The organism is Kitasatospora sp. NPDC032757, assembly GCF_055579305.1.
Genome location: NZ_JBVINN010000012.1, coordinates 149,981 through 176,144 on the forward strand (window position 1 = coordinate 149,981; position 26,164 = coordinate 176,144).

The 26,164-nt window shown below is 71.4% G+C and carries 27 protein-coding genes; 6 read left to right on the top strand and 21 right to left on the bottom strand.

Annotated features, from left to right (window positions below; genetic code table 11):
• Positions 1 to 27 precede the first annotated feature (27 nt).
• From nuoL to ACZ5WK_RS16950, 14 genes are all read right to left on the bottom strand, one after another.
• Positions 28 to 1,923: an NADH-quinone oxidoreductase subunit L gene (gene nuoL, locus ACZ5WK_RS16885; RefSeq protein WP_465548185.1), complete on the bottom strand. Its 1,896-nt coding sequence runs from the start codon at positions 1,921 to 1,923 to the stop codon at positions 28 to 30.
• A 14-nt stretch (positions 1,924 to 1,937) separates the two neighbouring features.
• A complete protein-coding gene (nuoK, locus tag ACZ5WK_RS16890; RefSeq protein WP_209412994.1) occupies positions 1,938 to 2,237 on the bottom strand; it encodes an NADH-quinone oxidoreductase subunit NuoK in 300 nt (99 codons plus the stop codon).
• Positions 2,234 to 3,178, bottom strand: a complete 945-nt coding sequence (locus ACZ5WK_RS16895) for an NADH-quinone oxidoreductase subunit J (protein WP_465548186.1) — start codon at positions 3,176 to 3,178, stop codon at positions 2,234 to 2,236. The genes nuoK and ACZ5WK_RS16895 overlap by 4 nt, the downstream gene beginning before the upstream one ends.
• Positions 3,175 to 3,786 carry an NADH-quinone oxidoreductase subunit NuoI gene (gene nuoI, locus ACZ5WK_RS16900; protein ID WP_465548187.1) on the bottom strand — a complete coding sequence of 204 codons (612 nt, stop codon included), beginning with the start codon at positions 3,784 to 3,786 and terminating at the stop codon, positions 3,175 to 3,177. Before nuoI ends, ACZ5WK_RS16895 begins: the two co-directional genes overlap by 4 nt.
• A 6-nt stretch (positions 3,787 to 3,792) precedes the next feature.
• Positions 3,793 to 5,157 (bottom strand): NADH-quinone oxidoreductase subunit NuoH, encoded by a 1,365-nt coding sequence (gene nuoH, locus ACZ5WK_RS16905; protein WP_465548188.1) that lies wholly within the window; start codon positions 5,155 to 5,157, stop codon positions 3,793 to 3,795.
• Positions 5,154 to 7,865, bottom strand: a complete 2,712-nt coding sequence (locus ACZ5WK_RS16910) for an NADH-quinone oxidoreductase subunit G (RefSeq protein WP_465548189.1) — start codon at positions 7,863 to 7,865, stop codon at positions 5,154 to 5,156. Before ACZ5WK_RS16910 ends, nuoH begins: the two co-directional genes overlap by 4 nt.
• Complete coding sequence (nuoF, locus tag ACZ5WK_RS16915) at positions 7,862 to 9,223, bottom strand: NADH-quinone oxidoreductase subunit NuoF (RefSeq protein ID WP_465548190.1); 1,362 nt, start codon at positions 9,221 to 9,223, stop codon at positions 7,862 to 7,864. The genes ACZ5WK_RS16910 and nuoF overlap by 4 nt, the downstream gene beginning before the upstream one ends.
• Positions 9,223 to 10,068, bottom strand: coding sequence for an NADH-quinone oxidoreductase subunit NuoE (gene nuoE / locus ACZ5WK_RS16920; protein ID WP_465548191.1), 846 nt, complete (start codon positions 10,066 to 10,068; stop codon positions 9,223 to 9,225). Before nuoE ends, nuoF begins: the two co-directional genes overlap by 1 nt.
• Positions 10,065 to 11,507 (bottom strand): NADH-quinone oxidoreductase subunit D, encoded by a 1,443-nt coding sequence (locus ACZ5WK_RS16925; protein WP_465548192.1) that lies wholly within the window; start codon positions 11,505 to 11,507, stop codon positions 10,065 to 10,067. Before ACZ5WK_RS16925 ends, nuoE begins: the two co-directional genes overlap by 4 nt.
• Positions 11,507 to 12,220, bottom strand: a complete 714-nt coding sequence (locus tag ACZ5WK_RS16930; protein WP_465548193.1) for an NADH-quinone oxidoreductase subunit C — start codon at positions 12,218 to 12,220, stop codon at positions 11,507 to 11,509. The genes ACZ5WK_RS16925 and ACZ5WK_RS16930 overlap by 1 nt, the downstream gene beginning before the upstream one ends.
• Complete coding sequence (locus tag ACZ5WK_RS16935) at positions 12,217 to 12,771, bottom strand: NuoB/complex I 20 kDa subunit family protein (RefSeq protein WP_405361061.1); 555 nt, start codon at positions 12,769 to 12,771, stop codon at positions 12,217 to 12,219. The genes ACZ5WK_RS16930 and ACZ5WK_RS16935 overlap by 4 nt, the downstream gene beginning before the upstream one ends.
• Positions 12,772 to 12,887: 116 nt before the next feature.
• Complete coding sequence (locus ACZ5WK_RS16940; protein ID WP_014137597.1) at positions 12,888 to 13,247, bottom strand: NADH-quinone oxidoreductase subunit A; 360 nt, start codon at positions 13,245 to 13,247, stop codon at positions 12,888 to 12,890.
• A 682-nt stretch (positions 13,248 to 13,929) separates the two neighbouring features.
• Entirely contained in the window at positions 13,930 to 14,658 is a 729-nt protein-coding gene (locus ACZ5WK_RS16945) for a response regulator (RefSeq protein WP_465548194.1), read from the bottom strand.
• Positions 14,655 to 15,764, bottom strand: coding sequence for a sensor histidine kinase (locus ACZ5WK_RS16950; RefSeq protein ID WP_465548195.1), 1,110 nt, complete (start codon positions 15,762 to 15,764; stop codon positions 14,655 to 14,657). Before ACZ5WK_RS16950 ends, ACZ5WK_RS16945 begins: the two co-directional genes overlap by 4 nt.
• Positions 15,765 to 16,070: 306 nt before the next feature.
• Between ACZ5WK_RS16950 and ACZ5WK_RS16955 the strand changes: the two genes are divergently transcribed.
• Positions 16,071 to 16,619 carry a hypothetical protein gene (locus ACZ5WK_RS16955; protein ID WP_465548196.1) on the top strand — a complete coding sequence of 183 codons (549 nt, stop codon included), beginning with the start codon at positions 16,071 to 16,073 and terminating at the stop codon, positions 16,617 to 16,619.
• A 13-nt stretch (positions 16,620 to 16,632) separates the two neighbouring features.
• Here ACZ5WK_RS16955 and ACZ5WK_RS16960 read toward each other — a convergent pair whose 3' ends face one another.
• On the bottom strand, positions 16,633 to 17,580 hold the full coding sequence (locus ACZ5WK_RS16960) for a DMT family transporter (protein ID WP_465548197.1): 948 nt from the start codon (positions 17,578 to 17,580) through the stop codon (positions 16,633 to 16,635).
• Between the two features lie 238 nt (positions 17,581 to 17,818).
• Positions 17,819 to 18,481 (bottom strand): CatB-related O-acetyltransferase, encoded by a 663-nt coding sequence (locus tag ACZ5WK_RS16965; protein WP_465548198.1) that lies wholly within the window; start codon positions 18,479 to 18,481, stop codon positions 17,819 to 17,821.
• Between the two features lie 112 nt (positions 18,482 to 18,593).
• Between ACZ5WK_RS16965 and ACZ5WK_RS16970 the strand changes: the two genes are divergently transcribed.
• The 5 genes from ACZ5WK_RS16970 (at position 18,594) to ACZ5WK_RS16990 (ending at position 21,402) form a co-directional block, all read left to right on the top strand.
• The gene (locus tag ACZ5WK_RS16970; protein ID WP_465548199.1) at positions 18,594 to 19,211 is read left to right on the top strand and encodes a TetR/AcrR family transcriptional regulator; all 618 of its coding nucleotides are present in this window, start codon (positions 18,594 to 18,596) and stop codon (positions 19,209 to 19,211) included.
• Positions 19,212 to 19,517: 306 nt separating this feature from the next.
• Positions 19,518 to 20,195, top strand: a complete 678-nt coding sequence (locus tag ACZ5WK_RS16975; protein WP_465548200.1) for a peptidylprolyl isomerase — start codon at positions 19,518 to 19,520, stop codon at positions 20,193 to 20,195.
• A gap of 86 nt (positions 20,196 to 20,281) precedes the next feature.
• The gene (locus ACZ5WK_RS16980) at positions 20,282 to 20,608 is read left to right on the top strand and encodes a MazG-like family protein (RefSeq protein ID WP_396324551.1); all 327 of its coding nucleotides are present in this window, start codon (positions 20,282 to 20,284) and stop codon (positions 20,606 to 20,608) included.
• On the top strand, positions 20,605 to 20,787 hold the full coding sequence (locus ACZ5WK_RS16985) for a hypothetical protein (RefSeq protein WP_465548201.1): 183 nt from the start codon (positions 20,605 to 20,607) through the stop codon (positions 20,785 to 20,787). Before ACZ5WK_RS16980 ends, ACZ5WK_RS16985 begins: the two co-directional genes overlap by 4 nt.
• Positions 20,788 to 20,865: 78 nt before the next feature.
• Entirely contained in the window at positions 20,866 to 21,402 is a 537-nt protein-coding gene (locus tag ACZ5WK_RS16990) for a hypothetical protein (RefSeq protein WP_465548202.1), read from the top strand.
• 168 nt (positions 21,403 to 21,570) lie between these two features.
• On the opposite strand, the gene ACZ5WK_RS16995 is transcribed toward ACZ5WK_RS16990, so the two are convergent.
• The 5 genes from ACZ5WK_RS16995 to ACZ5WK_RS17015 all read right to left on the bottom strand — a co-directional run bounded on the left by ACZ5WK_RS16995 (position 21,571) and on the right by ACZ5WK_RS17015 (position 25,971).
• Complete coding sequence (locus ACZ5WK_RS16995; protein ID WP_465548203.1) at positions 21,571 to 22,881, bottom strand: geranylgeranyl reductase family protein; 1,311 nt, start codon at positions 22,879 to 22,881, stop codon at positions 21,571 to 21,573.
• A gap of 53 nt (positions 22,882 to 22,934) precedes the next feature.
• Positions 22,935 to 23,306, bottom strand: coding sequence for a hypothetical protein (locus tag ACZ5WK_RS17000; protein WP_465548204.1), 372 nt, complete (start codon positions 23,304 to 23,306; stop codon positions 22,935 to 22,937).
• 270 nt (positions 23,307 to 23,576) lie between these two features.
• Positions 23,577 to 24,272, bottom strand: coding sequence for a demethylmenaquinone methyltransferase (locus ACZ5WK_RS17005; protein WP_465548205.1), 696 nt, complete (start codon positions 24,270 to 24,272; stop codon positions 23,577 to 23,579).
• Positions 24,273 to 24,349: 77 nt separating this feature from the next.
• A complete protein-coding gene (locus tag ACZ5WK_RS17010) occupies positions 24,350 to 24,937 on the bottom strand; it encodes a hypothetical protein (RefSeq protein ID WP_405361053.1) in 588 nt (195 codons plus the stop codon).
• A 377-nt stretch (positions 24,938 to 25,314) separates the two neighbouring features.
• Complete coding sequence (locus ACZ5WK_RS17015; RefSeq protein WP_465548206.1) at positions 25,315 to 25,971, bottom strand: amidohydrolase family protein; 657 nt, start codon at positions 25,969 to 25,971, stop codon at positions 25,315 to 25,317.
• Positions 25,972 to 26,164: the final 193 nt, after the last annotated feature.

Genomic DNA, 26,164 nt, shown 5'->3' on the forward strand with positions numbered 1-26,164 from the left:
CCCCCGGAGATGAACTGGGCCTATTCATCAGACGGACCTCATCAGGAGAGTCGTGGCGACCAGCACCAGCGTGCCGCCGAACATGGAGAGCGCGTACGAGCGGACGTAGCCGTTCTGGATCCGCCGCAACCGGCTGGAGATGCCGCCGATGGTGGCGGCCAGGCCGTTGACGAAGCCGTCCAGCCCGCGACTGTCGAAGAAGACCAGGGCCGCGGTGAGCGCCGAGCCGGGCCGGACCAGGACGGCGTGGTTGAAGTCGTCCTGGAGCAGGTCGCGACGGGCGGCCCGGGTGAGCGGGGAGCCGACCGGCGGCACCACGGGGACGGCGGAGCGCCCGTACATCACGTACGAGAGCGCGACGCCGGCCAGCATGCAGACCGTCGCGAGCAGCGTGACCACCGACGGGCTGAGCGGCGAGTGGCCCTCCTCGTACCCGGTGACCGGCTCCAGCCAGTCCAGGAAGGAGTTGTTCAGGACGAACAGGCCGCCCGCGAAGACCGAACCGAAGGCCAGCAGGATCATCGGGGTGGTCATCGTCTTCGGCGACTCGTGCGGGTGCGGGTCGTGGCCCTCGGCGTCGGGCTGCCAGCGCTTCTCGCCGAAGAAGGTCATGATCATCACCCGGGTCATGTAGAACGCGGTGACGGCCGCGCCGACCAGGGTGCAGAGTCCGAGGATCCAGCCCTCGGTGCCGCCCTTGGCGAAGGCCGCCTCGATGATCTTGTCCTTGGAGAAGAAGCCGGACAGGCCCGGGAAGCCGATGATGGCCAGGTAGCCGAGGCCGAAGGTGACGAAGGTGATCGGCATGTACTTGCGCAGGCCGCCGTAGTGACGCATGTTCACCTCGTCGTTCATGCCGTGCATGACCGACCCGGCGCCGAGGAACAGCCCGGCCTTGAAGAAGCCGTGCGTGACCAGGTGCATGATCGCGAAGGCGTACCCGATCGGGCCGAGGCCGGCCGCCAGGATCATGTAGCCGATCTGCGACATGGTCGAGCCGGCCAGCGCCTTCTTGATGTCGTCCTTGGCACAACCGATGATCGCACCGAAGAGCAGCGTGACCGCGCCGACCACCACCACGGCGGTCTGGGCGTCCGGCGCCAGGTTGAAGATCGGGCCGGAGCGGACGATCAGGTAGACGCCGGCGGTCACCATCGTGGCCGCGTGGATCAGGGCCGAGACCGGGGTCGGACCCTCCATGGCGTCCCCGAGCCAGGACTGCAGCGGCACCTGGGCGGACTTGCCGCAGGCCGCCAGCAGCAGCATCAGACCGATCGCGGTCAGCTTGCCCTCGCTCGCCTGGCCCGCGCCGTCGAAGACCGGCTCGAACGTGAAGGAACCGAACTCCGCGAACATCAGCATGATCGCGATGGAGAGGCCCATGTCGCCGACGCGGTTGACGATGAACGCCTTCTTGGCGGCCGTCGCGGCGCTCGGCTTGTGCTGCCAGAAGCCGATCAGCAGGTACGAGGCGAGGCCGACGCCCTCCCAGCCGAAGTACAGCAGCAGGTAGTTGTCGGCGATCACCAGCAGCACCATGGCCGCCAGGAAGAGGTTCAGGTACGCGAAGAAGCGGCGCCGGCGCTCGTCGTGCGCCATGTACCCCACCGAGTAGAGGTGGATCAGCGTGCCCACGCCGGTGATCAGCAGGACGAAGGTCATCGAGAGCTGGTCGAGCCGGAACGCCATGTCGGCCTGGAAGCCGTTCACCGGGATCCAGGTGTACAGGTATTTGGTGACGGCGCGGTCCTCGGCGTCACGGCCCAGCATGGCCGAGAACAGGGCGAGCCCGAAACCGAAGGAGAGCGCGGCGAGCGCGGTGGCGAGCCAGTGACCGAAGCGGTCGAAGAGCGGGCCGCCGAGCAGCAGCAGGGCAGCACCGGCCAGCGGGGCCGCCACCAGCAGCGGAATGAGAGAGTTCACCGAAGGCCCTCCGCCTACAGCTTCATCAGATTGCTGTCGTCGACCGAAGCGGAGTGCCTGGTCCGGAAGATGGAGACGATGATGGCGAGGCCGACCACGACCTCGGCCGCCGCGACCACCATGGTGAAGAACGCGATGATCTGGCCGTCCAGATTGCCGTGCAGCCGGGAGAAGGTGACCAGGGCCAGGTTCGAGGCGTTGAGCATCAGCTCGACGCACATGAACAGGACGATCGCGTTGCGCCGGATCAGCACGCCGGAGGCGCCGATGGTGAACAACAGGGCGGAGAGATAGAGGTAGTTGACCGGATTCACTCCGCGCCCTCCTCGTCGTGGCCGTTCGGAGCGGCGTGGTTGTTGGTCGCCGCCGGCTCCAGCTCCTTGTGCGAGCCGTTGCGCGGACCCTTGAGGGGACCGGTCACCGGCGGGCGCTCGGACGGTGCGCGGCCCAGCCAGTCGGCGGTGGTGGACTCCAGCTCGGCCATCCGCCGGAGCATCTCCTGGCTGACGTCGCGGATCTGGCCACGCTCGCGCAGGGTCTCCATCACCGAGTCCTCGGCGATCGTGCCGTCCGGCAGCAGGCCGGGGATGTCCACCGCGTTGTGCCGGGCGTAGACGCCGGGCGCGGGCAGCGGCGGGACCTGGATGTTGTCCTGGATCCGCTGGGCGGCCAGCTCGCGCTGGGTCTTCGGGGCCTTCACGTGCTCGCGGTGCGTCAGCACCATGGCGCCGATCGCGGCCGTGATCAACAGTGCGCCGGTGACCTCGAAGGCCCAGACGTACTTGGTGAAGATCAGCCGGGCCAGGCCCTGGACATTGCCCTCGGCGTTGGCCTCGGCGAGGCCGGTGAAGGTGTCCAGCTTGGCGTTGGCGATGCCCGCCATCAGCAGCACGCCGAAGCCGAGCCCGCAGAGCACCGCGGCGAACCGCTGGCCCTTGAGCTGCTCCTTCAGCGAGTCGGCGCTGGTGACGCCGACCAGCATGACCACGAAGAGGAAGAGCATCATGATCGCGCCGGTGTAGACGACGATCTGCACCACACCCAGGAAGACCGCACCCTGGGCCATGTAACAGACCGCCAGGGCGAGCATGGTGGCCGCCAGGCAGAGCGCGCTGTGCACGGCCTTCTTCATCAGCAGCATGCCGAGCGCGCCGCCGACGGCGATCACCGCGAGCACCCAGAACTGGACGGCCTCGCCGGTGGAGGTCGCGCCCGTCACGGCGGCGAGGTCGAGGGAGGTGGAGGCGGCGGTCACTGCTGGGCCTCCTTCTCCCGGGCGGTGCGCTCCTGCTGGACCGTCCCCGGCGCCGCCGCGGTGATCTCGCCCCGGTAGTAGGCGCCCTCGTCGGTGCCCGGGAAGATCGCGTGCGGGGTGTCGACCATGCCCTCGGAGAGGCCGACCAGCAGCTGCTCCTTGGTGAAGATGAGGTCCTTGCGGGAGGAGTCCGCGAGCTCGTACTCGTTGGTCATGGTGAGCGCGCGGGTCGGGCAGGCCTCGATGCAGAGGCCGCAGAGGATGCAGCGGGCGTAGTTGATCTGGTACACCACGCCGTACCGCTCGCCGGGCGAGTAGCGCTCCTCCTCGCGGTTGTCGGCGCCCTCGACGTAGATCGCGTCGGCCGGGCAGGCCCAGGCGCAGAGCTCGCAGCCGACGCACTTCTCCAGGCCGTCCGGGTGCCGGTTCAGCTGGTGGCGGCCGTGGAAGCGCGGAGCGGTGGGCTTCTTCTGCTCCGGGTACTGCTCGGTGAGCCGCTTCTTGAACATGGCCTTGAAGGTCACGCCGAAGCCGGCGGCCGGCCCGAGGACGGAAGGCTTGTCGGGCCGGTCTGGCCGGTCGCCGCTGCCGTTCTGGTCGGACGACATCTCGGTTCAGCTCCCTTCGGAATGGTCGGCCCCGTTGAGGGCGTCCTGGAGTTGCTTCGGGGCGCGGCTGCGCCGGCGCGGGACCGGCGGGAGCTCCTGACCGGGCAGCGGGGGCACCGGGTACCCGCCCGCCATCGGGTCGAACGCTCCCCCGGGCTTCGGCCGGGGGGTGCCCGCACCGCCGGACGGCGCCGCCTCCTCCTCCGGCTCGGGCTTGCGCCTCATGACGTCCCGGGCCAGGGCGAGCAGCAGGATCGCGCCCGCCGGGGCACCGACGTACAGCACCACCTCGCCGAAGTCGTAGCCGTCGTTCCGCAGCGCCCGGACGCTGGCCACCATGACCAGCCAGACCAGCGAGACCGGGATCAGGACCTTCCAGCCCAGCTTCATGAACTGGTCGTAGCGGAGCCTGGGCAGGGTGCCGCGCAGCCAGATGAAGAAGAACAGCAGCAGCTGGATCTTGAGCGTGATCCAGAGCATCGGCCACCAGCCGTGGTTGGCCCCCTCCCAGAAGGTGGAGACCGGCCAGGGCGCGCGCCAGCCGCCCAGGAAGAGGGTGGACGCGACCGCCGAGACGGTGACCATGTTGACGTACTCGGCCAGCATGAACATCGCGAACTTCAGCGAGGAGTACTCGGTGTTGAAGCCGCCGACCAGCTCGCCCTCGGCCTCCGGGAGGTCGAACGGCGCCCGGTTGGTCTCGCCCACCATCGCGATGATGTAGACGATGAAGGAGACCGGCAACAGCACCGCGAACCAGGTCGGCTGCTGCGAGGCGACGATCTCCGAGGTGGACATCGAGCCCGAGTAGATGAACACCGCCGCGAAGGAGAGGCCCATCGCGATCTCGTAGCTGATCATCTGGGCCGACGAGCGGATCCCGCCGAGCAGCGGGTACGTCGAGCCGGACGACCAGCCGGCCAGCACGATGCCGTAGATGCCGACCGAGGCGGTCGCCAGGATGTAGAGCAGCGCCACCGGGAAGTCGGTCAGCTGGAGCGGCGTCCGGGTACCGAAGATCGACACCTCGTCGCCGGCCGGGCCGAAGGGGATCACCGCGAAGGCCATGAACGCGGGGATGGCGCAGACGATCGGGGCCAGGATGTAGACCACCTTGTCGGCGCTCGTGACCACGAGGTCTTCCTTGAGCGCCAGCTTCACGCCGTCGGCGAGCGACTGCAGCATGCCCCAGGGGCCGTGCCGGTTGGGGCCGATGCGCAGCTGCATCCAGGCCACGACCTTGCGCTCCCAGACGATCGCGATCAGGACCGTGCCGACCAGGAACGCGAAGCAGAAGACCGCCTTGAGCAGCACCAGCCACCAGGGGTCGCGGCCGAAGAAGCCCAGGGTCTCGTACGCGGCGAGGTTCACTGCTCCTCCTCCGTGGTCGTGGTGGACTTGGCGCCGGGGGTGGCCTCGGCGGACTCGGTGGTCGCGGTGAGGGGCGCGGCGGTCGGAGCGGTGGCGGCCTGGGTGGTCGCGGTGGCGGTCGCGGTGACGGCCTCGGTGGTCGCGGTGACGGTCGGGGCGGCCTCGGTGGTCGCGGTGACGGCCTCGGTGATGGTGTCGGCCGCGATGGTGACCAGGTGGCCGACGGTGGTGCCGAGGGCCCGGTAGGCCCCGCCCGGGGAGGAGTTGAGCGGGATCCAGACCGTGCGGTCCGGGATGTCCTTGGTGATCTCCAGCGGCAGCGTCAGCGAACCGGCCGGGCCGGTCAGCCGCAGTGCGGCGGTGCCGGTGTGGGCCGTGCCGGTGTGGGCCGTGCCCGCCGCGGCAGCGCTGACCTCGGCGGCGCTGACCTGTCCGGCGCCGATCTCCTCGGCGGTGGCCGGGGAGATCCGGGCGACCGCCCGGTGCCGGGTACCGGCGAGGTGCGGGTCGCCCTGCTGGAGCGTGCCGTTGTCCAGCAGCTGGCGCCAACCCGCCAGCACCGCCTGGCCGGTGGCCGGCCGTGGCAGCAGCCCGGGGTGGGTGGCCGGGTCGGTGGACCGGTCCCCGGCCCACGGCGCGAACCGGTCCAGCTCCAGCCGGACGGCCCGGACGTCGGCCAGCCCGAGCCGGTGACCCAGCGCGTCGGCCAGCATGTTCAGCACCCGGGAGTCCGGGTGGAGGTGACGGCCCATCTGCTGGTCGGGCTTGAGCGCGGCCTCGAACATCCGCACCCGCCCCTCCCAGTCCAGGAAGGTGCCGGCCTTCTCGGCCACCGCGGCGACCGGCAGCACCACGTCGGCCCGGGCGGTGACGGCGGACGGGCGCAGCTCCAGCGAGACCACGAACGGCACCGCGGCCAACGCCTCCTCGGCGAGCGCCGGGTCCGGCAGGTCGTCCGGGTCGACGCCGCCGATCAGCAGCGCGTCCAGATCACCCGCGGCGGCGGCCGCGAGGATCTGGTCGGTGTCCCGGCCGAGACGGGCCGGGAGTTCGGCCACGCCCCAGGCGGCGGCGGCCTCGGCCCGGGCGGCCGGCGCGGAGACCGGACGGCCGCCGGGCAGCAGCCCGGGCAGCGCGCCGGCCTCGACGGCGCCGCGCTCACCGGCCCGACGCGGGACCCAGGCCAGCCGGGCACCGGTGGCGTGGGCCAGCCGCAGCGCGGCGGTGAGTGCGCCGGGGACCGCGGCCAACCGCTCACCGGCGAGGATGACGGCGCCGGGGGTGCGCAGCATTTCGGCGGCGCGGCCGGCGTCGTCGTTCAGCGGCTCGTCGGCGGCGAGGGCCGCCAGCCACTCGGCCTCGGTGCCCGGGGCGGCGGGCAGCAGCGCGCCGCGCAGCTTGGTCAGCCCCCGGGAGCCGTAGGCGGCGATCGAGTACACCTTGAGGCCGGCGGCGCGGGTGGCCTTGCGCAGCCGCAGGAAGACGATCGGCGACTCCTCCTCGGGCTCGAAGCCCGCGAGCAGGACGGCCGGAGCGCTCTCCAGCTCCTGGTAGGTGACGCCGGTGCCGTCGAGGTCCGTGCCGCGGCCGGCGACGGCGGCGGCGAGGAAGTCCGCCTCCTCGCCGCTGTGCGGGCGGGAGCGGAAGTCCACGTCGTTGGTGCCGAGCACCACCCGGGTGAACTTGGCGTAGGCGTAGGCGTCCTCGACGGTGACCCGGCCGCCGGTGAGGACGCCGGTGCGGGCACCGCGCAGACCCTCGGCGGCCCGGGCCAGTGCCTCCGGCCAGGAGGCGGGGGTCAGTTCACCGGTGCCGGCGTCGCGGACGAGCGGTGTGGTGAGCCGGTCGCGCTGCTGGGCGTAGCGGAAGGCGAACCGGCCCTTGTCGCAGTTCCACTCCTCGTTGACCTCCGGGTCCTCCCCCGCCAGCCGGCGCAGCACCTTGCCGCGTCGGTGATCGGTGCGCTGGGCGCAGCCGGAGGAGCAGTGCTCGCAGACGCTCGGCGAGGAGACGAGGTCGAACGGGCGGGAGCGGAAGCGATAGGCCGCCGAGGTGAGCGCACCGACCGGGCAGATCTGGATGGTGTTGCCGGAGAAGTACGAGTCGAGCGGCTCGGCCTCGCCGATACCGACCTGCTGGAGGGCACCGCGCTCGAGCAGGTCGATGAACGGGTCCCCGGCGATCTGCTGCGAGAAACGGGTGCAGCGGGCGCAGAGCACACAGCGTTCGCGGTCCAGCAGTACCTGGGTGCTGAGCGGGATCGGCTTCTCGTAGGTGCGCTTCATCCCCTCGAAGCGGGAGTCGGTGTCGCCGGTGGACATCGCCTGGTTCTGCAGCGGGCATTCGCCGCCCTTGTCGCAGACCGGGCAGTCCAGCGGGTGGTTGATCAGCAGCAGCTCCATCACGCCGCGCTGCGCCTTCTCGGCCACCGGTGAGCTGACCTGCGTCCGGACCACCATGCCCTCGGCCACCGGAATGGTGCACGAGGCGACCGGCTTGCGCTGGCCCTCGATCTCGACGATGCACTGCCGGCAGGCGCCGGCCGGATCGAGCAGCGGGTGGTCGCAGAAGCGCGGGATCTGGGTGCCGATCTGCTCGGCGGCCCGGATCACCAACGTCCCCTTGGGGACCTGCACTTCGACGCCGTCGATGGTGAGCGTGACCAGTTCGACCGCGGCCTTGGAGGTGGATGGCTCTGTGATCGTCACGCGTGCACCTCCCTTTCGGTGGCGGACTGGTGGCCGGGGCGGGGGCCGTCGGCCCAGACGGTGGAGGCGGCCGGGTCGAACGGGCAGCGGCGCTCGGCGAGGTGCTGCTCGTACTCGGCCCGGAAGTGCTGGAGCGAGGAGACGATCGGGCTGGCCGCGCCGTCGCCCAGGGCGCAGAAGGACTTGCCGTTGATGTTGTCGGCGATGTCGAGCAGCTTCTCCAGATCGCCGTCGACGCCCTCGCCGGCCTCGATCCGCTTGAGCAGCTGGACCAGCCAGTAGGTGCCCTCGCGGCACGGGGTGCACTTGCCGCAGGACTCGTGGGCGTAGAACTCCGTCCAGCGGGTCACGGCCCGGACGACGCAGGTGGTCTCGTCGAAGATCTGCAACGCCTTGGTGCCGAGCATCGAGCCGGCCGCGCCGACGCCCTCGTAGTCGAGCGGGACGTCGAGGTGCTCATCGGTGAACATCGGGGTGGACGAGCCGCCCGGGGTCCAGAACTTGAGCCGGTGCCCGGCCCGGACACCGCCGCTGATGTCCAGCAGCTGGCGCAGGGTGATGCCGAGCGGGGCCTCGTACTGGCCGGGGTTGGTGACGTGGCCGGAGAGCGAGTAGAGCGTGAAGCCGGGGGACTTCTCGGTGCCCAGGCCCTTGAACCACTCCTTGCCCTTGGCCAGGATCGGCGGCACCGAAGCGATCGACTCGACGTTGTTGACAACCGTCGGGCAGGCGTAGAGGCCGGCGATGGCCGGGAACGGCGGGCGCAGCCGCGGCTGGCCGCGGCGCCCCTCCAGCGAGTCCAGGAGGGCCGTCTCCTCGCCGCAGATGTACGCACCGGCGCCGGCGTGCACGGTGATGTCGAGGTTGATGCCGGAGCCCAGGATGTCCTTGCCGAGCAGCCCCGCCTCGTACGCCTCGGCCACCGCGGCATGGAGCCGGCGCAGCACCGGGACGACCTCGCCGCGCAGGTAGATGAACGCGTGGTCGCAGCGGATCGCGTAGGACGCGATGATCATGCCCTCGATCAGCGAGTGCGGGTTGGCGAACAGCAGCGGGATGTCCTTGCAGGTGCCCGGCTCGGACTCGTCCGCGTTCACCACCAGGTAGTGCGGCTTGCCGTCGTTCTGCGGGATGAACTGCCACTTCATGCCGGTGGGGAAGCCGGCGCCGCCGCGGCCGCGCAGGCCGGCGTCCTTGACCAGGGCGATCACGTCGTCCGGGGGCATCGCGAGGGCCGCCTTCAGGCCCTCGTACCCGGAGTGGCGGCGGTAGGTGGCGAGCGTCCAGGGGCGGCTGTCGTCCCAGGAGGCGGAGAGCACGGGGGTGAGCAGCTTCTCGGCCGGCTCGGCGGAGGTCATCACGCTTCGGTCCCTTCGTGGCCGGTGCCCTCGCGGTTGGTGCCGTCGCGGTGAGTGCTGTCGCGGCCGGTGCCCTCGCGGTTGGTGCCGTCGTAGCGGGTGCCGTCGGGGCGGGCTCCCTCGTGGCGGGGCGAGACCACCTTGGCGCCGGCTGTTCCGGGCAGGGCCTCGCCCCTGGCCAGGCGCAGGCCGGCGAGCGAGGGCGCACCGCCCGCCCCGGACTCGTCGACGGCACCGGGGCGCTCGTCCGGGAAGCCGGCCAGGATCCGGGCCGACTCCTTGAAGCTGCAGAGCCGGGCGCCACGGGTGGGCCGGACGTCCTCGCCCGCCCTCAGGTCGTCGACCAACTGCCGGGCGCTCTCCGGGGTCTGGTCGTCGAAGAACTCCCAGTTGACCATCACCACGGGGGCGTAGTCGCAGGCGGCGTTGCACTCGATGTGCTCGATCGAGATCTCGCCGTCCTCGGTGGTCTCGTTGTTGCGGATCCCGAGGTGCTGCTGGAGCTCGTCGAAGATCTGGTCCCCGCCGAGCACCGCGCACAGGGTGTTGGTGCAGACCCCGACGTGGTACTTCCCGGCCGGCCGGCGCCGGTACATGGTGTAGAAGGTGGCGACGGCGGTGACCTCCGCCGTGGTGAGGTCCAACTGCTCGGCGCAGAAGCGGATGCCGGTCGCGCTGACGAAACCCTCCTCCGCCTGCACCAGGTGCAGCAGCGGCAGCAGGGCGGACCGGGCCACCGGGTAGCGGCCGATCAGCTCCGCGGCGTCGGCGGCGAGGCGGGCGTGCACCTCCTCGGGGTACGGCTTGGCCGGCAGTGCCGGCAGTCCGAGTTCCACATTGCTCACCGGTCCACGCCTCCCATCACCGGGTCGATCCCGGCCACCGCGACGATCACGTCGGCGACCTGGCCGCCCTCGCACATCGCCGCCATCGTCTGCAGATTGGTGAACGACGGATCCCGGAAGTGGACCCGGTAGGGGCGCGTCCCGCCGTCGCTGACCACGTGCACGCCCAGCTCGCCCTTGGGTGACTCGACCGCCGCGTACGCCTGGCCGACCGGGACCCTGAAGCCCTCGGTGACCAGCTTGAAGTGGTGGATCAGGGCCTCCATCGAGGTACCCATGATCTTGCGGATGTGGTCGAGCGAGTTGCCCATCCCGTCCGGACCGACGGCCAGTTGGGCCGGCCAGGCGATCTTCTTGTCGGCCACCATGACCGGGCCGGGGCGGAGCCGGTCCAGGCACTGCTCGACGATCCGCAGCGACTGGCGCATCTCCTCCAGCCGGATCAGGAAGCGCCCGTAGGAGTCGGCGCTCTCCGCGATCGCGACCTCGAAGTCGTAGTCCTCGTAGCCGCAGTACGGGTCGGTCTTGCGCAGGTCGTGCGGCAGGCCGGTGGCGCGCAGGATCGGGCCGGTGGCGCCGAGGGCCAGGCAGCCGGGCAGGTCGAGGAAGCCGACGTCGACCAGGCGGGCCTTGAACACCGGGTTTCCGGTGGCCAGTTTGTCGTACTCGTGCATCCGGGAGCGGAGCGTCTTGACCGCCTCGCGGATCTGGTCGACGGCCCCGGGCGGGAGGTCCTGGGCGAGGCCGCCGGGACGGACGTAGGCGTGGTTCATCCGCAGGCCGGTGACCAGCTCGAAGACGTCCAGGATGAGCTCGCGGTCGCGGAAACCGTAGATCATCAGAGTGGTGGAGCCGATCTCCATACCGCCGGTGGCCAGGCAGACCAGGTGCGAGGAGATCCGGTTGAGCTCCATCATCAGGACGCGGATGACGCTGGCCCGGTCCGGGACGTCATCGGTGATGCCCAGCAGCTTCTCGACCGCCAGGCAGTAGGCGGTCTCGTTGAACAGCGGGGTCAGGTAGTCCATCCGCGTCACGAAGGTGGTGCCCTGGACCCAGCTGCGGAACTCCATGTTCTTCTCGATGCCGGTGTGGAGGTAGCCGATGCCGCAGCGGGCCTCCTTCACCGTCTCGCCGTCGATCTCCAGGATCAGCCGCAACACGCCGTGGGTGGACGGGTGCTGGGGCCCCATGTTGACGATGATGCGCTCGTCGTCGGCCCGGCCGACCGCCTCGACCACCTCACCCCAGTCGCCGCCGGTGACGGTGAAGACCCGGCCCTCGGTGGTCTCGCGGGCTGCCGCGGTCTCCGCTGCCGCCGCGGCCTGCTCGGCCGATGCTCCGGCAGCCGCTCCCTCGGGCGATGCCCCGGCCGACGCGCCGGCCGACGCGCCGCCCCCGGCCGCTCCGTCGGCCTTCTCGTAGTGCTGAGTACTCATCAGCTGTACGACCTCCGCTGGTCGGGTGCCGGGATCTGGGCGCCCTTGTACTCGACGGGGATGCCGCCGAGCGGGTAGTCCTTGCGCTGCGGGTGGCCCAGCCAGTCGTCCGGCATCATGATCCGGGTGAGCGCGGGGTGGCCGTCGAAGACCAGGCCGAAGAAGTCGTAGACCTCGCGCTCGTGCCAGTCATTGGTCGGGTAGACGCTGACCACGGACGGGATGCGCGGGTCGGCGTCCGGCGCGGTCACCTCCAGCCGGATCAGTCGGCCGTGGGTGATCGAGCGCAGGTGGTAGACCGCGTGCAGCTCGCGGCCCTGGTCGCCCGGGTAGTGGACGCCGCTCACCCCGAGGCAGAGCTCGAAACGGAGCGCGGGGTCGTCGCGCAGGGTTCGGACGGTCTTCAGCAGGTGCTCGCGGGCGACGTGGAACGTCAGCTCGGCGCGGTCGACGACGGTCTTCTCGATCACGTCCGCCGGGTCGAGGCCCTGCTCCTCCAGTGCGCCCTCCAGCTCGTCGGCGACCTCGTCGAACCAGCCCCCGTAAGGGCGTCGGCTCGCGGGCGGCAGCGCGATCGGGGCGGCGAGGCCGCCGAAGCCGGAGGTGTCACCGCTGCCCTTGGCACCGAACATGCCCTGGCGCCGGCCGACCACCTCGACCGGGATCTCGCGGTGCGGCTGCTCCCGGCGGGTCTCGGGTACGTGGTCGTTCATCGCAGCTGCCCCCGCATCTCGCTCACCGGGGTGGCCTTCAGGGCCAGCGCCTCGCCCAACTCCTCGGCCCGGCGGCGGTTCACGCCCAGCGGCTCGTGCTGGATCTTGTCGTGCAGCTTCAGGATCGCGTCCATCAGCATTTCCGGGCGGGGCGGGCAACCGGGCAGGTAGATGTCCACCGGGACGATGTGGTCGACGCCCTGCACGATCGCGTAGTTGTTGAACATCCCACCCGAGGAGGCGCAGACGCCCATCGAGATGACCCACTTGGGGTTGGCCATCTGGTCGTACACCTGGCGCAGCACCGGGGCCATCTTCTGGCTCACCCGCCCCGCCACGATCATCAGATCGGCCTGCCGGGGGGAGCCCCGGAAGACCTCCATGCCGAACCGGGCCAGGTCGTAGCGGCCGGCTCCGGTGGTCATCATCTCGATCGCGCAGCAGGCCAGTCCGAAGGTGGCCGGGAAGAGCGACGCCTTGCGCACCCAACCCGCGGCCGTCTCCACACTCGTGAGCAGAAAGCCGCTCGGCAGCTTCTCCTCGATTCCCATCAGATCCCTCTCAATGCCCTCGGTGCCCTCAAGTCCTGTGGTTGGTCCGCTCGTTCGGGTCGCTGCACCCGGCCGGGCTTGTCCGCCCGTTCACAAAGTCAGCGGCCGCCCCGCACTCAGTCCCACTCCAGGCCGCCGCGGCGCCAGACATAGGCGTAGGCGACGAAGACGGTGGCGATGAACAGGAGCATCTCGACCAGCCCGAAGATCCCCAGGGCGTCGAAGCTGACCGCCCACGGATAGAGGAAGACGATCTCGATGTCGAAGACGATGAAGAGCATCGCCGTCAGGTAGTACTTGATCGGGAACCGACCGCCGCCCACGGGCTGCGGGGTCGGCTCGATGCCGCACTCGTACGCCTCCAACTTGGCCCGGTTGTAGCGCTTCGGGCCGGTCAGTGAGGCCATCACGACCGAGCCGACCGCGAACGCCGCCGCGATGGCACCGAGTACGAGGATCGGCGCGTAGGCATTCATAGCCCCCGCTCCCTCCGTCCAGTCGTCCTTGACTGCAGATCGGAACCGACGGGTCACGCTGTGGTGGACCCGCGTTCCAGTTCCCGAGATCCACCTCATGTGAGGCAGTTCACAAAGCCTGGAACGAGCGCATCCTATGCCCGTCGGCTTGTGATCTGCGACACGCAGTTCACGACGATCTTTGTGATCTACGCCACCCCTGGAATGGTGGCGAAAGTGAACATGCCTAGAGTTGTCAACGCAAAGAAGTCAAATGGTCACAACCAGTCGCATTTATCTGCGAAGCGGCTGGTCAGGGCCGCGCTTCTATATCAACTATGCTCCGCCCAGAGCAAATTTCTGGGCGCCAGGTTGACGTGTTATAGAGGCTCACTCGCAGGGGTGGCAGGTCTCCGAACGCCCGCTTGACCCTTCGTTCACAAGCGCGCGAGCGGGGCGGCGGGGTGGGGCGAGCGGATGGGTCGAACGACCGGGCCGGGCAGGGGTGACGTGCGGGCGGGGCGGGCCGCCAACCGGGTCGGGGGCGGAGGCGGGCCGCCAACCGGGTCGGGGGCGGAGGCCAGGCAGGGCCGGGGCCGGGCGGGGGCAGGGGTGGGGGTCGAGTGCCGGGTGCCGGACAGGGGTGGGGCTGGGAACCGCCGCCGGTTAGGAGCGCAGGGCAGGGCGCGGCAGGGCTAGGTGCTCAGGAACCGGTCTCCCAGACCCAGGCGGCGATACCGACGCGGTTCCGGGCGCCGATCTTGCGCTGGATCGTGGCGAGGTGGTTCTTCACCGTCCCGGCGGCGATGAACAGTTGCGAGCCGATCTCCGCATTGGTCGCCCCGCCGGCGACGAGCTGGGCGATCTCCCTCTCCCTCGCGGTGAGCTCCTCAATGAATTCCGGACGCTGGCGCTCCGGCCCGCTCTGCGGCTCGTTCCTCCCCTGCCTCTCCTTCCTCCCTTTCCTCCCCTGTTCCTGTCGCCCCTGCTCCTGGTGGTCCCGCTCCTGCTCCTGCCCCCGGTGCGACAGCTGCTGCAGCAGGCGGACGGTGACCTGCGGACTGATCAACGCATCCCCGGCGACCGCAGCCCGGACCGCCTCGGCCAGCAGCGCCGGACCCGAACGCTTCAGCAGGAATCCGGCCGCCCCGGCCCGGATCGCCGTGTGCACGTACTCGTCCAGGTCGAAGGTGGTCACCACAACCACCCGAAACTCCCGGCCCAGCTGCCGGGTCAGCTCCAGACCGTCCAGCCGGGGCATCCGGATGTCCGCGAGGATCACGTCCGGCCGCAGCCGGTGGGCGGCCTCCACCGCCAGTGCGCCGTCCTCGGCCTCGCCCACCACCTCGATGTCCGGCTGAGCGTCCAGAATGATCCGGTACGCGCTGCGGATCGCCTCGTCGTCGTCGGCGAGAAGGACTCGGATACTCATCGGCCCTCCAAGGGCATCGTCGCGGCGACTCGCCAACCGCCGGCCTTCTCCCGCCCGGAGGCGAGCGTCCCGCCCAGCGCCTCCACCCTGGCCGCCAGCCCTGCCAGTCCGCTGCCGCCCCGAACGGCCCCTCCACGACCGTCCTCTCCACGGCGGGCCTCTCCCAGGCGCGCCCCGGACGCATGTGGGCCCCCGCCGTCGTCCCGCACCATGACCTCCAGCCTCCGGCCCTCGCGCCGCACCCGGACATCCACCACACGTGCCGCGGGTGCGTGACGGCGGACGTTGGTCAGCGCCTCGACCACGATCCGGTACGCCGTCGCCGCCACCTCCCGCGGCACGCCGGCCTGCACCTCCGGGGCGTCCAACCGGACGGTGGCACCGCCTGACTCCGCGAACCGATCGGTGAGGGCGGTGAGTTCGGCCAGGCCCGGCTGCGGCCCCCGCTCCGGACCGTCCGTCTCCCCGCTGCGCAGCAGGTGGACGGTACGGTCCAGCGAGGCCAGCGCCAGCTGCCCGGCCTTCTCTATCCGCTCGAACAGCTCCGCCGCCCGGGCCGGATCGGAGGCGGCCAGCACCATGCCCGCCTGCGCCTGGGCAACCATGCCGCTGACATCGTGCGCGACGAAGTCGTGCAGGTCGTGGGCGAGTTCGAGCCTCTGCGCGCGACGGGCCGCCGCCACCGAGCGGCGCCTCTTCTCGTCCAGCCCGCGCAGATACAGACCGGCCAGCACCGCCGGGAGCGCGAAGACCGAACCGAACCCGAAGAGGGTCAGCGCATCCCCCGGCCCGACGATCGCCTCGAACCGGGACGGCCAGAGCGCCGCCGCACCGCCGATCGTCCAGGCCACGACTGCCGACCGCCGCCCGTCCTCGGCGCGCAGCGCCAGCACCAGCAGGAACAGGAGGGAGGCGAGCTCGAACAGGCCGATCACACCGGGCCAGCGTTGTGACTCGCCCCATCGACCGGCCGCCCAGACGCCGACCGTGGCCGCCACCGAGGCCGCGCCGGCCGCACCAGCCACGACCACCACCCCGCACCGGGCCCGCACCGCCCACCCGAGCAGCACGGCCACTGGTGCGGCCAACGCCAGGATCTGACTCATAGTCGCCTCCTTTCCGGCGGTAAGCCTACGGACCTCAGCACCCCGCCGCCTGTGCCGATCGGCATATTCGCGCACACCTTCTGAGCGGCGAGAACAGCCCGATCGGCATCTGCCGCAGACCGCAGCCGACCGCCAGGCTTGACCCATCGGATCGGCCGGTGGGGCCGGGCGAGAGGGGAGTCCACATCCATGAGCACCGTCACCAACACCACGACCACGGTCACGTCCAGGGCGAGGAACGGGATCATGGCCGGCACAGGCACAGGCACAGACACAGGCTCCGGCTCCACGACCGGGGCGGACCCGATGTCCCTCGACACCGGTGGTTCCCGGCCGGCCGGCACCGCCGCGCCCGTCCCGCGCTGGGCCGAGCTGGCGGCCAAGGCCACCGTCTGGACCACCGTGCCCTCCGGGCTCTGGCGGATCGCGTTCGGCCTCGGCGTCCCGGTGGGCTTCAGCGGGGAGTTCGCCGCGCTGGCCGACCGGCACAACCCCGGCTGGGGCACGGCGTACGTCCTGGTGCTGAGTGCCCTGGCCGAACTGCTGGCCTTCCTCACCGTCGGCCTGGTCCGCCCCTGGGGCGAGGTGGTGCCCGGCTGGATCCCGCTGATAGGCGGCCGTACGGTCCGACCGCTCGCCGCGATCGTCCCGGCCGCCCTCGGCTCCGCGGTCCTGACCTGGCTCGGCATGACGGCCCTGTTCGGCGGCTGGAGCAGCAACATGAGCTCGCCCGACGCCCCGCACGGCTCGGCCGGCCTCGTCATGACCCTCTGCTACCTGCCGCTGGTCGCCTGGGGTCCGCTTCTCGCGCTCGTCACCTTCGCCTACGCCCGCCGCACTCTGGGGCGTCGATGACGAGGGCGCCCCGTCACGCCGAAGCCGGGGCCGGCTCCGCCGCCGCGTCGGCCTCCACCACCTGCGCCGCGTCCCGGGCCGGGGCAATGGCGGTACGGCGTCCCCATTCGGTGGCGACCAGGACGAGGGCACCCCCCAGGAGTGCGAGCGGGCCGAGGTGGTTGCCGGCGAGGGTGATGCCGAAGACGGCGGCCCAGAGCGGCTCGGTACCGAGCAGCAGGCTGACCCTGGACGGCGAGGTGGCGCGGACGGCCCACATCTGCACGAAGAAGGCGAACAGCGTGCAGAGCAGAGCCAGATGCAACAGCCAGGCCCACTGGGCAGGCCCGTACGAGGCGGCGGCCGTCCACGGCAGCGGTCCGGCGAACGGCGCGACGACGGCGAACACCAGTGTCGCGGTCGCAAGTTGGACCCAGGTGAGGGCCAGCGAGTCGGTGTCCCGGATGGGTCGGAGCCGAGCCATCGTCAGCACGTGGACGGTCCGCACCACCGCGGCTCCGAGCACCAGCAGATCGCCCAGCGACGGCGCCTTGAGCCCACCGCCCCCGGTCAGCATGGCGACCCCCGCCACCGCCAGCCCGGCCGCGGCAAGAAAGGCCCGCGGCAGCGGCGTCCGAGCCAGCGCGCTCTCCGCGAGAGGAGTGAAAACCATGGTGAGGCTGATGATCAGACCGGCGTTGGTGGCCGAGGTGTGCACCGCGCCATAGGTCTCCAGCAGAAAGACGCCCCCGAGCACCAGCCCCAGTACCGCGCCACCCAGCCACTCGGACCGGCCCATCCTCCGCAGCCCCCGCCACGCGACCAGTCCCAGCAGTGGCAGCACCAAGGCGAACCTCAGCACCAGCATCGCCACCACCGTCCCCGGCTCGGCCACCCGCTGCACGGCCAGAAAGCTCGACCCCCACACCACCGCAACCAGCAGTACGGGCACATCACGAAGGAAGGACGACGAACCACGCATGAACAGGAACCCTCCGGAGCGAACGGAACCGACGAGGAGATTCCCGTACGTCATCGGACGGATCTCGGGCCACAACAGGCCCCCACCAGGGGCCCGCCATCTTCGCGCACCCGACGGCCGGCGATCAACGATTTCGGTCCCCGCACGGCTCGACGCCCTTGCGCCCCCGGCCCCTTGGTGCCGCGGCCCCTTGTGCCCCTGGCCCCGCCCCATACCCGCCTTCCTGCGTCCCGCGCCCTCAGGTGGCCAGCAGACCGTGGACCGCGGCGATGGCTTCGATGTCGGCAGGCCTGCCGGACATGATGGCTCGGACGTGCTCGGTGACGAGTTCGACCGGCCAGTCCCACCAGGCGGCGCGCAGCAGGCGGTCGACGTCCGCATCGTCGAAGCGGCGACGGAGCGGGCGGGCCGGGTTGCCGCCGACGACGGTGTACGGCCCGACGTCGGCGGTGACGACGGCGCCGGCGGCGATGATCGCGCCGTCGCCGATCCTGACGCCGGGCAGCACGGTGGCGCCATGTCCGAACCAGACGTCGTTGCCGACCACGGTGTCGCCCCGGCTCGGGAGTCCGGTGACGATGTCGAGGGTCCGCTCGGTCCAACTGCCGCCGAACATGGTGAACGGAAAGGTGGAGACTCCGACGGTGGGGTGAGCGGCGCCGGCCATCAGGAAGCGGGTACCGGTGGCGATCGCGCAGTACTTGCCGATCACCAACTGCTCGGGACCGTACGCGTAGAGGACGTTGCGCTCCTCGAAACGGGTGGCACCGTCCGGGTCGTCGAAGTAGGTGTACTCGCCGACCTGAATGCGCGGGTCGGTGACCAGCGGGCGCAGCAGGACGACACGGTCGTGCCCGGCGAGCGGGTGGAGCACGGTGTGGTCGGGGATCGCGACAGTCATGGAACTCCTCAACGGCTCAAACGAACCTCTCGAAATGCGACTGGAGTCGCATTAAGATGAGGATGGCATGGCGACACCGCCACGGCAAGCCTTAACGCGACTGGAGTCGACTTTGAACGAGGAAGCCCGCACCCCCACCCCTCGCCCGGGCGGGCGCAGCGCCCGGGTCCGCGCGAACGTCATCGCCGCGGTGCTCGCCGAGATCACCGAGAAGGGGTACGACGGGCTGACCGTCGACGCGGTCGCGGCGCGCTCCGGCGTCCACAAGGCCACCCTGTACCGCCGCTGGAACGGGGTGGACGGCCTGGTAGCGGACGCACTCACCGCCTCCGCCGACCAGCCGTGGCCACTCCCCGACACCGGCGACCTCGCCGGCGACCTACGTCGGATCACCCATGAGGTCTTCGCCGTCTTCACCGACCCCGAACTGGGCTCGACCCCGACCGCACTGATCACCGCCGCCCAGCGCTCCGACGTCGGCGCCGCCGCCCTGCGCGCCTTCTTCTCCGCGCGCCACCAACAGGCCGCCGAGGTGGCCGAACGCGCCGTCGAGCGTGGCGAACTTCCCGCCGGCACCGATGGCACCGAGGTCGTCCGCGCAGCCACCGCCCCGCTCTACTACCGCCTGTTCGTCACCGGCGAACCGCTGGACGCTCGCACTGCCGAGCGGGCCGCCGATGCCGCAGCCCTCGCTGCCCGCGCCGGCCTCTTCACCACAGAGGCCGCCTGACCCCCAGGTGCCGGCCCGCGAAGCCCAACAACGCCCGCCCCAGAACGTCGCCCCCGGAACGCCCACCCCGAAACGCCGACCTCAGACGCGCCCACCCACGGGCACCCTCACGCGCCGACCGACTCCACCCGCTCCACGCCACCCTCCCCGCGCCAGCCACCCCACGCCACCCTCCCCGCGCCAGCTACCCCACGCCGCACGCGCGCGACACGTACCCCCGACGTCTACCGCATCCACCCCCGGACGTGGATGATGTCGCCATGACAACACCGCCGTCCACCACCCCCCCCCCGGAAGGCTCGTCAAGTGAAGCGCAAACACTGGGCGTTGTTCGCCGCTGCCACCATTCTCCCGCTGGTCGCGACCACCGGAACCGCCGTCGCGGACACCCCGCCGGTCCCGGCTCCGGCCACGCCCACCGCCGCCACCTGCACCTACACCCCGGCGGTGCCCGCCGACAACTTCAAGGGCATCCCGGTCTTCGATGCGAAGAAGGCGGCCAAGCCCTACAGCGCGACGCTGAAGACCGGCCAGGGCGCGATCACCTTCCAGGCCCTGACCGCCGAGGCGCCCTGCACCACCTTCTCGTTCCGCTTCCTCGCCGAGCACGACTACTTCGACCGCAGCCACTGCCACCGACTCACCACGCAGCGGATCTTCGTCCTGCAGTGCGGAGACCCGACCGGCACCGGCAGCGGCGGCCCGGGCTACTCCTTCCCGGACGAGAACCTGACGGGGGCCACCTACCCGGCCGGCACCGTGGCCATGGCCAATGCGGGTCCGAACACCAACGGCAGCCAGTTCTTCTTCGTCTGGAAGGACACCAAGCTCTCCCCCGCCTACACCCCGTTCGGTCGGATCACCGCGGGCCTCGACGTGCTGCAGAAGATCGCGGCCGGTGGCGAGGACGACCAGAACAACCCCGGCGACGGCTACCCCACTCTCCCGGTGAACATCCGCAACGTGAAGATCAGCTCCCGCTGAAACCGAGCCGCCGGGCGACCGCTCCGCCCCCTGCCAGGCTCCCGTACGGTGGGCAGCGTCACCGAAGCCGTACGGGAGCCGCGCACATGGACAGCAGGATCTGGGAGAGCGTCGACCACCTGGTCGCCTGGCTGGACGACGAGAGCGGACTCTCCGCCCAGGAGGAGCGCCTGCTTCGCATCCTCAAGGTCTCCGAGGAGGTCGGCGAGGTCGGCGCCGCGGTGATCGGGGCCACCGGGCAGAACCCCCGCAAGGGCGTCACCCACACCTGGGAAGACGTCCAGCACGAGCTCTGCGACGTCGTCTTCTCAGCCCTCGTCGCCCTCCGCACCCTCACCCCGGATGCCGCCCAGGTCTTCGCCGACCGCCTCGCCTACGTCGAGCAGCGCTCCGCCGCCAGCCGCCCACAGTGACCCCGCCGGTCGCGGTAGCCGCGGCAGCCGCGGCCACCCTGCACGCCCGCCACGCCCCGCAGACCCCACACCGGCCGCGCCGCACACCCGCCACCGCCCCCGCCATGACCGCGCCCGCACCCGCCACCGCCCCCGCCATGACCGCGCCCGCGCCCGCGCCCGCGCAGCCGGCGATGTGAGTACTTCTACGGATGGTTCGCCTCGCTCCGTCCCCCTAGAGTCGTCAGCGGCAACGGACGATCCCGGGGGAGCATCGGATGGCCAAGGCCGGCGGGTGGATCAGTGAAGCGGTGCCCGCGGTGCGGCAGCGGCCAAGGGTCCGCCGGGCGGTGGCCGGGGCGCTCGCGCTCTGTGTGGTGTTCACCCTCGCGGCCGTCGGATGGATCGCGTACGCGATGGTGACGACCTTGCACCCGCCCGAGACGGACACCGACCGGGCCGAGAAGCTGGCAACCCTGCATTACAAGCAGCATCCGGCCAAGGGGCGGTACTACATCCCAGTGGAGGCCGTGTTCGGCCGGCTGCCGGACGGCACACGGGCGGCCTACCTCCACTACCAGGTGCGGGCAGACACGGACTCCAGCGTGGACGACTTCCTCCGCGTCTACGACCTGCCACAGCTCGGCGCCCCGGCCCCGCTGCCGGACGACCTGCGGGCGGCGTTCCCCGGCGATGAGCCGGCCGAAGCCCCCCTGGTACCGCAGACGGGCACGGACAAGCGGCAGATCTTCGTCGTCACCTCAGGGCCCGGCTCCCCCGACGGCGCCGACATCTACGTACGCGCCACCGGCTGAACCGACCCGGCACCGGCCCGCCCCCGGCAAGGCGCGCCGCTGCCCCCTGCCCCCACAAACACAGGGGGCAGGGGCGTCAGCCATCACTCACTCAGCCGCCACGCAACAGCGACCGGAAGTCAGCCACCCAGCCTCAAGCCCCGGCCCCCGAGCCCCGAGCCCCGAACATCAGGCGTTCGGGGCGACCTTGGCGAGGCCGTTGATGATGCGGTCCATGGCGTCGCCGCCCTGCGGGTCGGTCAGGTTGGCGAGCATCTTGAGGACGAACTTCATCAGGATCGGGTGGGTCAGGCCACGCTGGGTGGCAAGCTGCATGACCTTGGGGTTGCCGATGAGCTTCACGAAGGCGCGGCCCATCGTGTAGTACCCGCCGTAGACGTCCTTGAGGATGCGCGGGTAGGCCTGGAGGGCGCGCTCGCGGCCGGTGTCGGTGACGCGGGCGTTGGCCTGGACGATGACGCCGGCGGCGATCTGCCCGGATTCCATCGCGTAGGCGATGCCTTCGCCGTTGAACGGGTTGACCATCCCGCCGGCGTCGCCGACGAGCAGCAGGCCGCGGGTGTAGTGCGGCTGCCGGTTGAAGGCCATCGGCAGGGCGGCGCCGCGGATCGGGTCGGTCATGTTCTCGGGGGTGTAGCCCCACTCCTCCGGCATGCTCGCGCACCAGGCCTTGAGCACCTCGCGCCAGTCCAGCTCGCCGAAGGCGGGCGAGGAGTTGAGGATGCCGAGGCCGACGTTGGAGGTGCCGTCGCCCATGCCGAAGACCCAACCGTAGCCGGGCAGCAGCTTGCGCTCGCCGCCACGGGTGTCCCACAGCTCCAGCCAGGACTCGAGGTAGTCGTCGTCGTGGCGCGGGGAGTTGAAGTACGTCCGGTAGGCGACGCCCATCGGGCGGTCCTCGCGGCGGTGCAGGCCCATGGCGAGCGAGAGCCGGGTGGAGTTGCCGTCGGCGGCGACGACCAGCGGGGCGCGGAAGGTCACCGCCCGCTTCTCCTCGCCGAGTCGGGCGGTGACGCCGACGATCCGGCCGGTGCGGTCGTCCAGCACCGGGCCGCTGACGTTGCACCGCTCGTACAGCCGGGCGCCCGCCTTCTCGGCCTGACGGGCGAGCAGCTCATCGAAGTCGGCGCGCTTGCGCACCAGGCCGTAGTCGGGGAAGGCGGACAGCTCCGGCCAGTCGAGCTCCAGCCGGACGCCGCCGCCGATGATCCGCAGGCCCTTGTTGTGCAGCCAGCCGTTGTCGGTCGACACGTCGATGCCCATGTCGACCAGCTGCTTGGTGGCGCGCGGGGTCAGGCCGTCACCGCAGACCTTCTCGCGCGGGAAGGACGTCTTCTCCAGCAGCAGCACGTCGAGGCCGGCCTGGGCCAGGTAGTACGCGGTGGTGGAGCCGGCCGGGCCCGCGCCGACCACGATGACGTCCGCGGTGCTCTCCACGGGGCTGTCCGGCTTCGTCAGATCGGCTGCGGTCTCGGACACGGTGGGCACTCTCCTGGAGCTGCGGCTGGGGGACGGCGGCTGTCCCCGGCAGTCTAGTTGCCGTCCTCGGGACAGGATCCGACGGCGGCGCCCGCCACGGACGGCCGGCCGGGCGTCGGGACGAGCCCTCCCGGCAGCGAGACCGCCGCCTCCGGTCGTCGAGGCGGCGCCTCGAGCGCGAACCCGTTGGCGGCGGCGGTCTCGCCCGCCGGGACGGCCCCCATGATGAACGCCGGGATGGCCGCACAGCGAAGGCGATGTCGGTGCCGAGGAGGCAGCCGACCAGGACCAACTGCCCAGACCTCGTGCTGCAGGACGAGGCCGAGCAGATGGCCTACGGCGAGCACGGCCGCGCCGACCAGGAGCGAGGTGAGCGGCCCCTTGGCGGCGGAGAGCTCCGCCGAGAACGGGGAGATCAGCATCATGATCAGTCCGCTGGGCGGTGCCGCTCGATCGAGGACTTCCAGGGCGTGGTCCGGCCGCGCGTCTGAACCGCACGGCCCCGGCCACGGCAACGCCCGCCCGGGGTTACAGCCCCTGCTCCACGCACCTACGGGCCGCTGAACACACGAAACTGAACACACGAAGCAGACCGCACGGAGCAGACCGCACGGAGCAACCGCACGGAGCAACCGTTCGAAGCAGACCGCCCACGGTGACAGACCGGTGGGCAGTCGAACCTGCGGCAGAGGGCCCTACGAGACCTTGTACGCCCGGTGCAGTGCCACGATCCCGCCGGTCAGGTTGCGCCAGGCCACCTTGGACCAGCCGGCCTCCTGGAGCTTCGCGGCCAGCGCGGGCTGGTCCGGCCAGGCACGGATCGACTCGGCGAGGTAGACGTACGCGTCCGGGTTGCTGCTGACCGCGGTGGCGACCGGCGGCAGTGCCCGCATCAGGTACTCGGTGTAGACCGTGCGGAACGGCGTCCAGGTCGGCGTCGAGAACTCGCAGATCACCAGCTTGCCGCCGGGCTTGGTGACCCGGAACATCTCGTTCAGCGCGGCGTCGGTGTCATGGACGTTGCGCAGCGCGAAGGAGATCGTCACCGCGTCGAAGGTGTCGTCCGCGAACGGCAGGCTGGTGGCGTCCCCGGCGGTGAGCGGCAGCTCGGGGTGGCGGCGCTTGCCCTCGGTGAGCATGCCGACCGAGAAGTCGCACGGGACGACCTTGGCCCCGGCCTCGACGAAGGGCAGCGAGGAGGTGCCGGTGCCGGCTCCGAGGTCGAGCACGAGGTCCCCCGGTCCGGCGGCCACCGCCTCGGCCACCGCCCGGCGCCAGGCGCGGGCCTGGCCGAGGGAGATCACGTCGTTGGTGCGGTCGTACTTGGCCGCGACGTCGTCGAACATGGCGGCGACTTCGTGCGGCTGCTTGTCCAGAGAGGCTCGGGTCACGCCCCCATTGTTCACCCTGGCACCGGCGACCCGGGCAAGGGGGCACACCGCCCGCCACGAAGAGCCCGGCACCGGCCTCAGTGCAGGCCGCGCCGTCCGCCCGAACGACGCTTGCGACGCGAGCGCTTGCCCTGCGTTATCGCGGGCATCCCGTCCGGCAGCGCGCCCGCGGCGAGCGCCACGGTGGTGGCGAACCGGCCCTCGCCGGTCCGGATGGCGACCGCCCGGCGGTGCCGGCGGATGCGCAGCACACAGACGAGGAAGAGCAGACCGGCCACCGGCACGCTGATCCGGGCCAGCCCGACGCCGACCGGCTGCGGGTAGGTGTCGCCGCAGATCCGGACCGCGCCCGGGTCGTCGGCGGCGTGCTCCAGGCAGATCGCGTCGCCGACCTTGGTGCCGTCGGCCAGCGGCAGCGCGGCGGCGGTGTGCGACTGGCCGGCGGCCCGGTAGTTGACGGTGGAGTACGAACCGCCACCGGTGGGCAGCTGGGTGACGACGCCGTCCACTCTCACCGGGTGCGCGCCGATCCGGTCGGCCTGCTCGGCCTGACGCCAACCGAGCAGGCACATACCGACGGCCAGCACGGCACTGAGCACGGCGGTGAGGTACCAACCACGGCCCAACCGCGGGGAACGCGGCGGGGGGACGGTCGCGGATCGCATGGTTCCTGTCCTGGCTTGCCTTCAGGGCCTGGGACTGGGCCCCGCCACCCGCGGGGGCGGGCGGTGTGTGGTGAGGGTGCGGAGTGAGCTGTCCGGGATCGTATCCGCTGGCGGGCCCTCAGGTCACGGCGAAGGGTGAATCAGACGATATGGCCGAACACCGAGTTCGGCAGCACACGAAGGAAGTCCCGTGTGCTGCACGGGATTCCGGCTACCAGCGGGTAGCCGGCAATCACAGCCCCCGGCGCTCAGCATCCCCAGCACGCAGCACCCAGCAGCACCCGCCAGCACCCAGCACCCACGACACTCCGCACCCCAGCACCGCCTCCGCACCCACCGACGCCCACCGACGCTCAGCGACACGCCCACCGACACGCTCAGCGACGCCGATAGACCAGCCGCCCGGCCAGCACGGTGGCCAGACAGCCGCCAGGACGCGGCTCGCCCGCACCAACGGCCGTGCTCGCGAGCCGCGCGAAGACCGCGAAGTCGGCCGGCCCGTCCACCGTCAGCCGACCGTGCACCGCCGCCGCGAGCGGCAGCACCGCGAGCGGGTCCAGCGGTCCCTCCCCACCCACAGGACCCACAGGGCTCGCAGGACCGGGCAGCGCCGTCAGCCCCGAGCGGGCCACCGCCGTCCGGACCGAGGCGCGCTCGAACGGCCCGGCCACCGCGGTCACGCCGCACCCGAGCATCCGCTGCAGCCCGCGCCGGGCGCTCGCACCGCACCGCGCCTCGTCCGTCGCCTCGGACAGCCCCCCGGAGACGGGCGCGTCCCCGACCCCCTCACGCGGGTCCGGGTGGTACGCGCGCTCGAGGAGCCAGTGCCCGTACGGATTGCGCAGGCCTGGCGTGAGCAGGGCATCGCCCCAGTCCCGCAGCCGCGCCCCGGGGTGGGCGGCGGCCAGCCCGGTGTACGGGCCGAGGGCGGCGATCCGCCCGTCGCGCACCAGCACCGCCCCGTCGCAGAACGACAGGGCGGTGGGGTCGGCCGGATCGGGCAGCACGAGGGCCGCCCGGTGCAGGGTCAGCACGGCGGAGAGGCCGCCGTGACGGCGGGGCCGGCACGGCGCGGGGTCGGTACGGCAGCCTGGGTCGGCACAGCTGTACGGCCTCAGCCGTTGTTGAGGATCTTCAGCTCGGGGTGGGCGGTGCCGCCCTCGATCGCGGTGGAGGCGATGTGCGAGGCGACCCGCGGGTCGACCGGGTCGTCGGCCGGGTCGTCCA